This window comes from Dyadobacter arcticus (genome assembly GCF_011762185.1).
Lineage (GTDB): Bacteria > Bacteroidota > Bacteroidia > Cytophagales > Spirosomataceae > Dyadobacter > Dyadobacter arcticus.
In genome coordinates, this window is the sequence record NZ_JAASQJ010000001.1 from 1,666,592 (window position 1) to 1,680,509 (window position 13,918).

The following is a 13,918-nucleotide window of genomic DNA, read 5'->3' on the forward strand; positions in this document are numbered from 1 at the left end:
TCGATTATCCTGAGTTCAAAATTCACTGAGAGTTTCTATTGTCTCAAGGTATGCTGATTTGGTAAACTTAGCAGTTAAGAGATTGTCCAAAACAAAAACTAAAAGTGACATACATTTTGATATCAATAAGGGAGCAATTTTGCGAACTTATCATAATAATGTTCAAAATAGCGAATTGCTAAGTACCGATGGCATTTGTTTTGAAGAACGAAGTTTAATTTATAATCCTTTCAACGAACTCGCTCAGAAAATCTTCAAAATCTGTTATACTTAGTCCGTTCTCCATAAATTTTATGGGCACTAATGTTCGATAGTCACCATCTAAACGGATTGTGTCAGGTTCTTTCGTTTGGTTTAAAACGTCGACCAGATGAGTTACTTCATAACCTATATCCTTATTAAATCTTATGCAGTGTTCGATCTCCGTAATATTTTGAATACTGTATCTATTGTCTCCCATATATTTTGTCATATCAACAAAGCACAAGGCGTAGTTGTTTCTCTGCTCATCAGCTTTGAGAGTTTGATTTTTTGACATGCGGATAGGAGTACTAACATCCCATCTTGACTTTACTTCAATAAAATAAGCCTCATTTCCCTTGACCCTGACGATGATATCTTGTCCATCTTGCTCATTCTCAATTTCGGCTCTGATTTCACTAGAAATGATACTTACCAAACGTTCTCTCAGAACATTTTCAATATGGGTTCCAATAGCATACTTATGTTGAAAATTCGCAGTTTCTTGTTGCTGCTTTTGTACCGCTTCTTCCCCAAGCTTTATTATCGTTTCAAACAGGACGCTGTTTCCTAGCTCGGCCAATTTCCTGATTCGCGATGGATCCAAGCTAAGAATAGAAAAACTATCTTCACCATCCGCGAGCTCAACAAGTATTGAAGAGCGTCTACTAAAAATTAATGGAAACAGTTTTCCTATTTCGGACGATGTTTTTGTCTGTTCTATTATATTAAGAATTTCCTTTTTAAAGGGATGCTCGTTGATCGAATCGTTTGTTTGTTCAGTAAAAAATGCACTTTCAATTCTTTCAGTTAGGTCCCGGGCGGTTCTTTTCTGTTTGTTTTTGAGGAATTGGCTAAAATCCCCATCTACTAAGCTAGCCCTAATCGGCAAATTTGGCTTGATAACCAAGTCGTATAGATTTTTAATCTCTTCAAGAATATTGTCGTCCACAATTAGTCTACTTTGTTCGCTCAGCTCTCTCAACTGGTTGGGGAAAACCGGCAATGTCAGGAACATCTCTTCATAGGCCTCGTAGTTCGCGCCGGTTGCAATAACGTCTTTAAGAAAGTCGATATTTTCAACTACCCAATCGTTTCCTTCCATACTAATATCATTTAAGAATAACCTTACCAATCTTCTTTGTGGCGGCCTTAGGTCAAGGTCATCTTCTTTCACTGTTGGAATAACTAGAATATCCTCGCTATAACTGTAATACCGGCAAATCAATTTCAGCATTCTACTAGGCACACTGAAAGAATCAACTGTCATTGTCACTTTGCAATAGTTGATCAACTGTTCGATAAACTCTTTTGGAATTTTGCTACTGATTGCTTTTTCAGTCAAGACAGCCGCAATATGTTCGTTGATCTCAGTAGAATAATTCTTTCTGTTATAGTCGGGAAACTCAAGAGTAAACTTAAAATCGGCATGTACATGTCGTTTCGGAACATGAGGCATTATTACATTAGCTATCTCAATAAATTCGTCAGGTAGATTCAGTTTATTATTTAGACCACCATTGCCTGACAACTGCCTGAATTCACCTTGGATGTTAGGAAGCAGTTTATTAGTATTAAACAAATCGGCATGCCCATGTTCAATGAGGTAGGTGTAAAAACATTTTAGGTCATTTGGCTCTTTGAAAAAGTCTAAATTTTCGAACTCCTGAATCTTGTTCACGATATCAATGATGCGTATATATGTTGTCTCGGTAAAAAACCAGTCGCCCATCTTTTTGGTCCACTCCCTAATAAGGTGACGTTTAGGTATATTGCTCCAGAATTGTTCAGCAAGAGTAAAAATAGCGTCAAAACTATTTTCATCAAGCAATAGCTCCTCATGAAAAAACAAAATTTCCGACGGACGGCGATTTCCATCTTTTGTTTCAACCAAACGATATGTCATAAACTGATTAACCCACGTAGATTTCAATTCGATAAAATACTCATTTAGTAAAAGGTCATCACTGTTAACGTTAAAATTAATTGTTGCTAACTTTATAGGGTTATTTATGAAATCAGCTTTTGAGCTGATGAAGTCAAATATCAAACCAGATGCTCGTTGAATTAACAATCTATTGCCTGCTTCCTCGTCACGATTTGAATCATAATCCGAACTTAAGTAGAGGCCATCCCTGGGTTCAGTAGGCCGAAATTGTCGTGAATGGATGATAAAATTGAAGCCAAAAGTTTGGCTACTGATTAGGGGATAATATAAAAATAAACGCGGTAGTTGTTCGTCAAGATCAAAGGCTTCAAACTTACGTGTAAGCGGTAGTATAATAACTATCTTCTCGTTTTCATCCTCTATATAGCAAATCTCTTGAACAATGTCATTGATACTTATCGGCCTTACTGTGAACGAACCGTCCGAATAGGCATTCTTCTTTTCATAAAATGTCTGACTGCCATCTATATCGGTGACGGTCACTGAACTCAGTTTTGGGTTTAAGGCCATCACATATGGAAGAATGAGCCTTAAAGATGTTAGTGTTTTTTTCGCTAATTCCTTATTGTGGTCAGTGGAAGTGCGATAAATAAACGAAGTATCAGGATATGGTGGTCTAAGGAGTTGGTCCGTTTTGAGGAGAGAGGATACTCGTTTTTTCAGTTGACTAATCCGGTCAGCAAGTTCTCGCCAGTTGTCTGTCGATCGGTTAATTACAAATTGCTCCAACGGAACGTAACCTTCTCCTTTAGCAAGACCACCATCTATCCTTAGTTCCTTTCCATAGACGTGCGTGGTTATGAAACCTGTTCCATATTGACCGACAGGGTCACTTTCATCGTAAAAGTCCTTTTTCTCTTCTAGTGTCTTTGAGCTCACCTGTTTAAATAAACAGTCTAGCGTCATGGGTGTAAATGGCTCGCCATTGTGCCTGAACTCAAATGAATGGTCAGTGAGTGTTATTCGAACATGACACTCACTACTTAAGTCGACAGCGTTCTGAAACAATTCCCATATAGCCCGACTCGCATCGTTGCTATCTAGCTTTTTAATGCCCTGGATAATCTTGTTAGCATGTTGTCTCATGTCGTTTTGCTCCGACTGACGCTCATAATCATCGGCCGTATCTATACGTGAATGAGATATTTCTGAATTGTTCTCCTCTATCATTGGCTAGGCAACATTCTGTTGTTTATGCTATATTTTAAAATCCTTAACAATGTAATTACAATTTTTATTGATTGAAACAAAGCATCTAAGAACGATCCCAAGGTCACATTGATTAGACATAACTTCTGTTTTGATCCTCACTGAGGAAGATACAGATAAGTTCATTTCGTTGAAATTACAGGAGAATGATTGGCAGAAATAGAAGTAAACGAGGACTCGATCGGCTATTCAACAAACTTAATTGTTAGCTTGGATTTGTAGCCCTTACAAAAAATGAAGGTTATCTTAAATAGAACAGTGAGCGTCAGGACATTATCCAGGACCTTAAACAGCCTTGAATGATTATAGTGGTTAAATCAGCGGATTTAGGGTTGGAGAATCTTTCATGATTTGTTGGCATTAACGATTGACAACCGTCCATCTATTTGACAACTCTTAAAGCTTTTTGAAAATAAGAATAGAAGTCCTTTGCCCAGAGCGACTAGCTCCGAGGTCAATTTCCCATGATTTTATTATTTCAACCGATTAAATCATAACCTGTTCACCAGGTAAACATCTTGATTTTCAATAATATCAATTCGATTTTTGTTCCTCTAAACAACAAGGTTATGCTAGGAAACAAATTCGAGTTGATCTTTTACTTAAAGATCCCACGCGTCAAATTTGTAGATGACGCGAGAACAAATTACACGCCCATTACCGTCAATTGTCCCTTCACCATCGCTGTTAAGCGAATCTTCCAATCGTATGAATGGATTCTGCGTTATGAGGATCAATAAGGAAATCCTGATTGACCTTTTCGAACGGAAGGATAAAAAGCGGCGAAAGATTCTATACGAGCTCTATTCAGAGATGGTGCAGAGCTCACTTTCAGCTTACTACGTCGCCGAGATGATCTGTTCAGATTTGGGAAGGCCAGAGCTGGTCGATGCTGATGACGTGCGTTATTGTCGATTCTATTTCCGCAAAAAGCCAAAGCCGCTTTCAAGTCTTCCAGTGGGAGAAGAGCGGCCTCTTTCTTCACCAGCTCCAAAACGAGAACGGCTGGTTACTCAGGAAAAAGTTAAAGACTTATCCAAGACGGTATGGTCGGATGGGGAGACGATGGATATGCAAGACAATTTTTTTAGGGGAACCAAACTAGGTAAGAAAAATGAGACGTAAATTCAATTTAATACTCCAAGCCAAAGGTGGTGTCGGTAAAAGCCTGCACACCTATTTGCGAGCCTTGTCTGAAAAAGACAAAACTTCACTTTTTGTCGATCTCGACAGTTCTACACAAACATCAACGCGTCAGCTCGCCTTTCTGGGCGAGGACCGGCTAGAAACCGTTTCGTTGATTGACAATCGCGATATGCTCGTTCGGGATATTTTTGTCGGGTATATTGAGAGCTTAATGGAGGCACCGTACAATGAAATCTACTTTGATTTTGGAGCACCAGAGAGTGAACAATTTCCAGCGCTTATTTCACGTGACTTAGATTTCGAGGAATGGTGCGAGGAAGTTAACGCCGAAGCCATATTCCATATCGTAATTGGCGGCGGTGGTGCATATCGGCCAAGTGTCGAATATTTGCAAAGGATGATCGAGGTGCTGGGTGGCAAGTTTCGAATCCTTGTATGGGAGAACGTTTTTAGTTTCCGTCAATTCCCAAGGCTCTCTGATGAATTAGCTGCCAATTGCGCGACGCTGGGATTAGAGCATGTACGGTTCGGCGATTTCGAAGCTAACTCTTTGCTCGGTAGCCAGATTTTAGATGGCATTAGAAAAGGGTTTGCGTTGGAAAGTTACGGGCCTGGAGCAAGGTTGAGGTTGAAAAAGGAAATCCGCGAAAACTTTTGCCATGACTGATAGAGCCGAATTAAATTATTTCAAAGGAAAGTACGGGCAGAAGTATGCTCAGGAAATTGATGACTGGTCTGCTATGTTGCTTGCAGAGGTTGAGGAAAATTTTGACCGCATGAAGGTAGCTGTTGACCAATCCGTAGACACAATCGACAAAGCGGCAGCTGCAATTAAAAGCAGCCAGCGACCAATTCATTTTTCCGACAAAAAGCAAGCTTTCTATTATGGTTTGGCGGTGAGTCTTCCGTGGTCTGTTGTTGCTATTGTTTCATTGTGTTTGTTTTCCTGGTTGATATCAACCGGCGAGGAGTACCAAGAGCGTCGCAGGATTGTAAACGCCTATGAGAATGCGCCGCAGTACCGTCTCTTAATGGAGAATGGAGAAATTGTGCAGGAAGATGGCAACAACTATTTAAAGCTTCGACTTCAGGCAAAAAAGGGGGATGTGTTGATCGGTCGAGAGTATATTTTTGACAAAAAGAGCAAGGAGATGCGTATTCCACTGGGACGGAAGTAACGCCTTGCAAGTCTGAGAACAGGTTTCGGATATTTTCAAACAAAGACAAACAAACTCAAACATTTTCGGGAACCACGGTGGTTTTTCCACAGCCAGCTATCGCCGGTACGTCGCAAAAAGCGACTCCCCGGCGGCTGGCCATGGGAAAACCCCTGGACCCCTGCTATTCGCCTCGCGGCTCATAGCTTAAATCGCAGACATTATGGAAAGCAAAATGAAAGGAAGACCACCGAAAGAGGAGAAGGTTGTGCGAAGGGATCACTTTTCTGTATGGGTTACCAAAGACGAAAAAATCAAGATCAACCAGCTAATTGAAAAGAGCGGACTTTCAGCAAGCCAATTCTTTTTGACATTGGTACTTGACACGCCAATCAAACGGCCACAAAAGAAAACGTTGCCCGCCCGAACGGCGGAGATGATCCGGACGCTCGAACAGCTCAGCGGCATTCTGTCGCTTGCGGTTTTGAAAACGAAAGACCATCAGATGCAAAGTCGGCAATGGATGCAGAGTAGTCAGCACCTGCGCTTACTTTCGCAGATCATCACGCTCTGGATATTTGAAGATTTTGAGATCAGGACATTTCATAAGACGCTCAACAATGTGCAGGAGTGGATGCACCAGCTGACGCTATACATTCAGAGGATCCTGCCAGAATCTCAAAACAAGACAAGCATTCTTAAAACAACTGAAAACATCTTTCGTAATGCACAAGAGCTACTGGCAAAGTATGAGAGCTACTATCAGCCCAGTGAGCTGACCGGACAGGTTCGGGTATGGAAGTCGGATGTGTCGGATCATCCCGATCAAGTGCATAGGATCATTGAAGAGAAGGTCACGGCAATGCTTAAACGTTTAGACTTATGATAGGGAAAGTGGGTTTGGGAAACTTCGCGAAGGGAATATTGAGCTACTGTTATTACGAAAAGGAGTTGACAGCAAAACAATTGAAAGAAGTTACGATTGACGACGTTCGGGGAGAGCTTATTTACATTCAGCATCTTGGCATAAATACAATGCAGGACGGAAGGCTGGACTTGGATTATCTAGCCAAGCAAATGCTGGATAACAGGGACAAAAACAGAAATCTCAATAAATATGTTTGGCATCAATCGTTCAGCTTTCCCCCAGGGGAAGATCCGTCCACAGAGAAGCTCACCAACTTGGTCGTAGAGTTTGCAAAGGAATTTGGTTTTGCGGAGAATCAAATGCTTGCCTTCAAGCATAACGACACGAAGCATAAGCACATTCATATTGTCGCAAACCGGATCAACTACAACGGCAAAAACACCGCCGATCATTTTAAGAACTATGCGCGGACGGGCGAATTCTCAAGACGAATGGAATTGGAACTTGGACTAACTATAACTTCTGACATGAGCTTGAATCAAAAAGGAAAGCAGCAAGCACCAAGGCAGGATACAGCAATCATCAACCTCCAGACTTTGGTTGACCAAGTATTAGCAAAAGCATCTTCAATCGATGAGTTCGGAAGGCAAATGCAAACGCACGGATTCAAGACGTATATAGGAAGAGGTGTAACTTTTTTCAATATGCAAAATCGGATGAAAGTGAAAGGTTCTGATTTGGGGAAAGACTACTCATTGCAGAATCTTGAACAGCGAATGGGTATGGAGATGTCGCAAGCTTTTGTGCCTATAAAACGGAAGAAGAAGTCTCGGCGGAAACGACAAGGACTGAGTATCTAACGAACGTCAAATACGGAAACAGACGACAATATGTTTTCCTGAGTTCAAAATCACGCGCACACTTGTCAGTCAGTGCAACGAAAGTTACGAAGTAAAAAGTGACGGCTGCAAAGTCTCCGGCTATTTACCACGGCTATCGCCGCTTCTTAAACCGCCTCCCGACTTTGCACCCAAGGGGCGAAGCCCCGTCACTTTTTCTTCGAGTGGAGAAGGCGATTGCCCTGAGCACAGAGCTGGGGCGCTTGCCACTTTAAAGACTTTCAATCATGAAACAATCAGAAAATGCTCCAAAAATCTATGTAGGCACTTACGGAACGTACAACAGCGGTTCACTCTTTGGGAAATGGTTTGATTTGACTGACTACGCTGAGACAAAAGAGTTTTACCAGGATTGTTATGAATAACATAGGAATGAATTTGATCCAGAGCTTATGTTTCAGGACTGGGAAAACATTCCGGACTTTTTGATTTCGGAATGCAGTTTGGATGATAGCGTATTTCAATACTTTCAGGCATCGGACGAGATGGATGATGATACAGCGGAAGCTTTCAAAATTTACTGCGAACAGATCAGCAGCTGGCCCCGGAATGGTAAAGCACTAGGCGAACAACTCGAGAGTTTTCAGGAGGGCTACCGCGGGTACTTTGGAGGATCGATGAAGGATGCGAAGATAGAGTATGCTTGTAAGTACATTGATGAAACTGGAATGTTCGCTGATGCACCTTCGGTACTTGAACGATATTTTGATTATGAGGCTTTCGCTCGGGATTTGTTTTTGGAAGGGTATTCAGAACTAGATGGGCATGTGTTTGCTGATTACTAAATTTTACCAAGGAGATAACCGGCTAAAAGTCGGTTATCTCCTTGGTAAATAGCTAATTGTGTTGGCAGGTAATAAGTCAAAATCAAGCTGAGGCGTAATTCATGGATTAGTGAGCAGTTTGGCGCCTAAACTAGTTGGTTGATAGGCGATTGCCCTTTCCGTTCTAATCCCTCGCTCAACACTGAATTTTTTTCGTATGTAACTGAGTTCGCAAAACTGTAGTGAAAAACTTCTTACGCGCAGAGATCATCCGAGTGTTGAAATCTGCTATTATTGGTATGCAACGAAGTATAATCTCTATCGAAGGGTATAAAATTACCGGTTAATAAAATCTAAGATCAATCATTAGTATATTTTGCCTAGTGATATGCTTTATTATGGAATATTGCTAAGTGCTTTCTGTTATGTGGGGTTGCTCGTGTACAGACGTATAAGTGCAATACTTTACAATAAGGAATGTTCTGATTTCCAATCTCTAATCTGAGTATTATTTCGTAATAAGATACCATCTGGAAATGGTATGTCGAACCGAATAATTTCAGTGTGATTGGTGGGTTTCTTTTATTTATAAGCGCAATCGACAGATGATAGGAGTGGGCATAGGCACTACGAGTGCTAGCTATTCACAAGATATTTTTTTGATACATAACTTACCAAGTAGTTAGCGTGTAGTCCGAAATTGAGAACTATTAAAAGTTACTAAAATGGAGCATTTTCATCAGTTTCAAGAATCCGAGAAGGCGGGTTATGAAATATGTATTTTGTGCGGAACCTACCATAGTAAAGATCCGCTATCTGCTGAACATCTCTATGAAAACAACTACTGGAGTCATAAAAATGGCCGAAGTACAATAGATGAGCAAATAATCAATTTAACGAGTTACTCAGAAAATAATACTATCTCCAAAATCGACAAGGTTCTTGGATTAGTTAATAATAAAGGAAACATTTTGGAGATAGGGTGTGCCCCAGGCATATTAATGGGTCAATTACGTGATAGAGGTCACAAGATGATAGGTATCGAACCAGACAAAATGTATAATGAGGATATAAAAAGAATATCAGAAAATGCTGGAATTGTAATGAACGGGTATTTTCCAGAATGCATGGAAAGCTTTCAAGATAACTATTTTGACCACATAATTGCAATGGATGTCTTCGAACATATTGAGGATCATTCATCATTCCTTTCAACTTGCAAAAGACTCCTTAAGTATGGAGGAAAACTCATCCTTATGAGCCCAATCATAATGTCTGATGGGTTATTCAGGGAAAGAGACTTCATTGCACCAGAACATATTTGGATATTTACTCAAAGATTTTTAGAAAATATATTGCCTGATTATTTTTCTCGAATACAGTTTGATCGTTGGATTGTTGGACACGAGATTATAATTTGTAACAAACTCTAATTTGACGTTCATATCTCAAATTTACCGCCCATTTTCAGATGATCTCGTACATGTTTCCAGAATCGATCTTTCCAGTTTTAGGAAGTAGCGAAAGTACCTATTGCAAGCGGATAGAAGTTGGAAGTTCAAAAATGAGTCAACTTAGAGTAGCCATATGTGGACTAGCTCGTGATGTACAAGATATGTTACCCGGAACAAAACTGTTTATTGAAACTCTTGGTAGTTTGTTTCTTGATTACAGAGTTTATATCGTCGAGAATGACTCAATAGACCAAACTCCTAGTATTCTCAAAGCATGGGCGAGTGAAAACCAAAGAGTGAAAGTAATTTGCAATACTTTTGGGCACCCAAGATTCAAGCAAATAAAAGACAACACACGTGCGTCTATGCTTGCTTTTCACAGAAATATGTATCTGAAGGCAGTATCGGGTGAATGTCACGACTTCGATGTATTAATTGTATTAGATACCGATATTGAGATTGGCTGGAGTATACAGGGTATATGCCATTCATTTAGTCATAGTAATTGGGATGTTATAGGTTCGCAAGGATTATTTTTTAGGAAATCTAAGGTGAGTGAAATAGTACATTTCGACGCGTGGGCATTCAGGGAAAAAGGTAGAGTAGAGTCTCATGAAAATGCAATAATTAATCGGTTAATGTGGGCAAAGGGATCGGCGCTCATACCATTATGGTCATGCTTTGGTGGCTTGGCTATTTATAACAGTACCTGTTTACCGTTTATGAATTACTCGGGACCAGATTGCGAGCATGTAGAATTACATAATAATCTTCGAAACTTTGGATGCGATCGAATATTTCTCAACCCAAGTCAAATTGTTCTATACAATAGCATTCCTCAAAATCATCAATCACAAGGGCCATATAAACCTTGATTAATATGATAAGTCCAGCACAAAACGTATTCATTTTCACTAATTTCCAAGCTAGTTCTTTTAAGACTGCGGTGCAATGGCTAATCGATAGTAGCTATATTGGTGCAGGACCTGTTGATGACGTCTATTGCCGTTCCTTTTTCGAGATGAGTTATTTTAATATAGTTGACGACTCTCACGTGTGTATTTTAATCGATTGGTCATCTTTTGATTCTTTGCGAGAATGTGAAATTGAATGTGGAGCCATAGCTGCTTTTGCTGAAAACCTAAAAGCAGAAGTAAATTATGCAAGTTTTAGTATCTATTCTTTCCCTGTACCGGAAGAAAATACAGAAACAATTCTTTTGAAAAATTCTGTGGAAACCATGCTTATGCTAAGTTGGATCAGATATAAAGCCATAGATCAAATATCTGGGTACTGTTCAGTCAATAATAAATTTTTGTTAGGATTGCATGCTTTGGGTTGTCCATTTTCGCCTGAATTATTGGCATTAGCATCGTTAGATTTCGTGAGGTATATCTGGCACCAACAGAAAAGTCCATACAAACTAATTATTACAGATTGTGATGACACTCTTTGGATGGGTAACGCTATTGAAGGTGATGTGCTCTGTACCACAGATTCAAGTCGGAGAATCCTTCAGTATTTGAAACGGAGACAATCGGATGGAGTTATCCTGTCCATTTGTACAAAGTCTCGAAAATCCGATGTTGTAGAGTCCTTTTCCACACTGAAGTTACCGGTTGATTTCGATGATTTTCTAGCATCATCCTTTAATGTGGTTTCAAAGCCGGAAGCCATACAGAATCAGGCTACTCGACTCGCTATTGATTTAGGAAACGTTATGGTTATTGATAATGACATTCGAGAGTGTTATGACATTCAGCAGAATCTGCCTCAGGTAACGTGTATCTGCATTCCTGAAGACTCTTCTAAGGTGTTAGATCTGTTGGAGACGGATTGGGTATGGGGGTTCGATAACAGCCATAGTTCTTATAATGATAGTTACCAAAGAAGTTTGAATCATAGTGAGCAAATTAGTCGCAATGCATTTATTGAAATGCACCCTAAAGAAGATCTCCATAAGATTCTCGGGCTAAAATGGAATGTTTCAAAACTAGAACTCGAGGATATTCCTAGGGTTGTCGAATTGTCGCATCGAGCCAGACAGTGGAATAATGGATTTTCTTCAATAACCGATGACTTTGTACTCAGATGGATACAGCAAGAAAACAACGCTGTCAGGGTATTGACTGCAACCGATAAATTCGGAGATTATGGATTAGTTGGGTACATTTTTTATTCTATCAAAGATCATTATTTCATCGTTGAAAAAATGGCAATGAGTTGCCGAATGCTTTATAAAGGTCTTGAGCATGTTTTCTTATCTCACGTGATTGAGGATGAAGGTGAATTAGACTTTAGACAAATTGTAGTGAGGTTTAAGCCTACGGAGCGAAATACAAAAATGGGTGCATGGCTAACTAATACCTTTGAACTAATTGACGCTGTTGATTTTCGCTGTTCGAAGGAACTTTTTAAGCCCATGGATATAAGAAACTTTGAATTGCGCACTATAAATGATCTAGAAACGTCGTTAGATTCCGATCGCAAAGGTAAAATGCATAGAGTTGATGGTACCAATTTTGGCAGGATTGATAATAAAGCATTATGGGTTGCACGTCAACTCTCGGATCTATCTTCTTTTGATAAGGTATATAAAAGTTCGCTCAGGATGGCTAGCATCTTTGCGGAATCAAACATACCTGTAAGTTGGAGTAAGCTAGAAAAGATAGTCTTTAATTTGTGGGTCACAAATGGAGGCCCTAACACTATTCAGCCAGATAGTGACCTTTTCAACGAAGTACGCGATTCCTTATTTGCTATGGCTTTTATATCCATAATCGAAGATGAATTCAAGATATCGATTCCTGCCTATTCAGTATTTGAATCGACTTTTTCAATTACAGAAATAGCCGTTTTAATTGAATGTTTGACATTATTGCAAATACCACTCGAAGAATTGAATGATACAATTTCTACTTTATGACTATCAAATATATATTGACAGCAATTGGAAGTTACGGAAACATTGTTCCTTTTTTGAGACTAGGTTGTGAACTGCATAGCAAGGGATATAATGTCGTGGCGATTACAAACGCATCACATTGTAAGCATTTTGATAAGCTAAACATCGTCTCTTATCCGATAGACACAGAAATAGAATATGAAAACTATTTGTCTAGGGTAGACGAGCTAAATCATCCGCGCACAATAGCAAATATCTATCGAGATTTTTACTTGCCAATGGTATCTGAGGAAATAAATTTAATTATTCGGTTGTCAGAAAAATGTCAAAGTGTGATTATAATGAATGATGCTCCTGGTATATCCGCACGAATTGCTGCAGAATACCTTAACCTTCCAATTTTTTCAATAGTTACGTATCCTAATCACTTTACTGCATTTTCCTACCTTGAGATGTTGCTTTCATCTCAGCTTCATTCTGCGATTACGGGAATCCGACAAGAATTTAATTTACCGGAAATTGGGGACTATGGACTGTGGTGGCATAAAGTAAATTGCTTCATTGCCACGTGGCCAAATTGGTTTTCACAAGCGCATGCAGCTATGTCTATCACCTACCATGTTGGATTTATACTTCCTGAGAATAGGTCAATAGCATTAAAAAATGATTCAGAGGTTAAAAATGAAATTTTGATAACTGGTGGGTCTGCTACTTTTGCTGGAAAACATTTTTTCGAAACTGCAATTCGGGCATGCTTAACTGCCAGAAAACACTTTAAAGTTATTGCTAAAAAACAAATATGGGAATCTTTCCCTATCAAGGAGTTCGGTTGTCACATTAGTGAGGTTGATAGTCTTTTTAATAACATTGCCAGGAGCAGCTTAGTTATACATCATGGCGGTATGGGAACCATTGGCCAGTGCATTGCTCAGGCAATACCACAGTTAATTTTAGCAGATGGTGGTGACAGACCCCAAAATGGGAAGATTGTGCAGGATCTTAAACTTGGTATCGCGTTGGATAAATCAGACTGGTTACAAGATAGAATTTCATCGGCAATAGACAAACTAATGGATTCACGTGAGATTACGAAGGAACACGAATTTTATGCTTCGGATGTAATTTCCAATGATCCGATAAGTCGAATCATTGAATTGTTGGAGAGCCACCACGTTCGCGCACACTCCAATCAAGCCCCGTCGTCCTACGAAGACAATTTTGACCAGCTGTTAATGCTGGACAGATTGAGAACTTTGACACCGACCCAAAGAAAAATATTATTATCTAAGTATAAATTGCGGCTTCACAATGGTTTGAGCAAGTTATAA

10 protein-coding genes and 1 pseudogene are annotated in these 13,918 nt (G+C 39.6%); 10 read left to right on the plus strand and 1 reads right to left on the minus strand.

Annotated features, from left to right (window positions below):
• Positions 1-214: 214 nt before the first annotated feature.
• Positions 215-3,358 carry a protein NO VEIN domain-containing protein gene (locus FHS68_RS07245; RefSeq protein WP_167268516.1) on the minus strand — a complete coding sequence of 1,048 codons (3,144 nt, stop codon included), beginning with the start codon at positions 3,356-3,358 and terminating at the stop codon, positions 215-217.
• Positions 3,359-4,027: 669 nt separating this feature from the next.
• Between FHS68_RS07245 and FHS68_RS07250 the strand changes: the two genes are divergently transcribed.
• From FHS68_RS07250 to FHS68_RS07295, 10 genes and pseudogenes are all read left to right on the plus strand, one after another.
• Positions 4,028-4,522 (plus strand): hypothetical protein, encoded by a 495-nt coding sequence (locus FHS68_RS07250; RefSeq protein ID WP_208408194.1) that lies wholly within the window; start codon positions 4,028-4,030, stop codon positions 4,520-4,522.
• On the plus strand, positions 4,512-5,210 hold the full coding sequence (locus tag FHS68_RS07255; RefSeq protein ID WP_167268519.1) for a P-loop NTPase family protein: 699 nt from the start codon (positions 4,512-4,514) through the stop codon (positions 5,208-5,210). Before FHS68_RS07250 ends, FHS68_RS07255 begins: the two co-directional genes overlap by 11 nt.
• Positions 5,203-5,721 (plus strand): hypothetical protein, encoded by a 519-nt coding sequence (locus FHS68_RS07260; RefSeq protein ID WP_167268521.1) that lies wholly within the window; start codon positions 5,203-5,205, stop codon positions 5,719-5,721. The genes FHS68_RS07255 and FHS68_RS07260 overlap by 8 nt, the downstream gene beginning before the upstream one ends.
• Positions 5,722-5,923: 202 nt before the next feature.
• The gene (locus FHS68_RS07265; protein ID WP_167268523.1) at positions 5,924-6,586 is read left to right on the plus strand and encodes a plasmid mobilization protein; all 663 of its coding nucleotides are present in this window, start codon (positions 5,924-5,926) and stop codon (positions 6,584-6,586) included.
• The gene (locus FHS68_RS07270; RefSeq protein WP_167268525.1) at positions 6,583-7,428 is read left to right on the plus strand and encodes a relaxase/mobilization nuclease domain-containing protein; all 846 of its coding nucleotides are present in this window, start codon (positions 6,583-6,585) and stop codon (positions 7,426-7,428) included. Before FHS68_RS07265 ends, FHS68_RS07270 begins: the two co-directional genes overlap by 4 nt.
• A 266-nt stretch (positions 7,429-7,694) precedes the next feature.
• Positions 7,695-8,252, plus strand: a pseudogene (locus FHS68_RS07275) (antirestriction protein ArdA).
• Between the two features lie 704 nt (positions 8,253-8,956).
• The gene (locus tag FHS68_RS07280) at positions 8,957-9,664 is read left to right on the plus strand and encodes a class I SAM-dependent methyltransferase (protein ID WP_167268527.1); all 708 of its coding nucleotides are present in this window, start codon (positions 8,957-8,959) and stop codon (positions 9,662-9,664) included.
• 131 nt (positions 9,665-9,795) lie between these two features.
• Entirely contained in the window at positions 9,796-10,560 is a 765-nt protein-coding gene (locus FHS68_RS07285; protein ID WP_167268529.1) for a glycosyltransferase family A protein, read from the plus strand.
• Between the two features lie 5 nt (positions 10,561-10,565).
• Entirely contained in the window at positions 10,566-12,611 is a 2,046-nt protein-coding gene (locus FHS68_RS07290) for a hypothetical protein (protein ID WP_167268531.1), read from the plus strand.
• Positions 12,608-13,918 carry a nucleotide disphospho-sugar-binding domain-containing protein gene (locus tag FHS68_RS07295; RefSeq protein WP_167268533.1) on the plus strand — a complete coding sequence of 437 codons (1,311 nt, stop codon included), beginning with the start codon at positions 12,608-12,610 and terminating at the stop codon, positions 13,916-13,918. Before FHS68_RS07290 ends, FHS68_RS07295 begins: the two co-directional genes overlap by 4 nt.

Bases quoted from the DNA above. Each gene is read 5' to 3' on its own strand.
- FHS68_RS07245 (WP_167268516.1), bottom strand. From the start codon at position 3,358: ATGATAGAGGAGAACAATTCAGAAATATCTCATTCACGTATAGATACG.
- FHS68_RS07250 (WP_208408194.1), top strand. From the start codon at position 4,028: ATGACGCGAGAACAAATTACACGCCCATTACCGTCAATTGTCCCTTCA.
- FHS68_RS07255 (WP_167268519.1), top strand. From the start codon at position 4,512: ATGAGACGTAAATTCAATTTAATACTCCAAGCCAAAGGTGGTGTCGGT.
- FHS68_RS07260 (WP_167268521.1), top strand. From the start codon at position 5,203: ATGACTGATAGAGCCGAATTAAATTATTTCAAAGGAAAGTACGGGCAG.
- FHS68_RS07265 (WP_167268523.1), top strand. From the start codon at position 5,924: ATGGAAAGCAAAATGAAAGGAAGACCACCGAAAGAGGAGAAGGTTGTG.
- FHS68_RS07270 (WP_167268525.1), top strand. From the start codon at position 6,583: ATGATAGGGAAAGTGGGTTTGGGAAACTTCGCGAAGGGAATATTGAGC.
- FHS68_RS07280 (WP_167268527.1), top strand. From the start codon at position 8,957: ATGGAGCATTTTCATCAGTTTCAAGAATCCGAGAAGGCGGGTTATGAA.
- FHS68_RS07285 (WP_167268529.1), top strand. From the start codon at position 9,796: ATGAGTCAACTTAGAGTAGCCATATGTGGACTAGCTCGTGATGTACAA.
- FHS68_RS07290 (WP_167268531.1), top strand. From the start codon at position 10,566: ATGATAAGTCCAGCACAAAACGTATTCATTTTCACTAATTTCCAAGCT.
- FHS68_RS07295 (WP_167268533.1), top strand. From the start codon at position 12,608: ATGACTATCAAATATATATTGACAGCAATTGGAAGTTACGGAAACATT.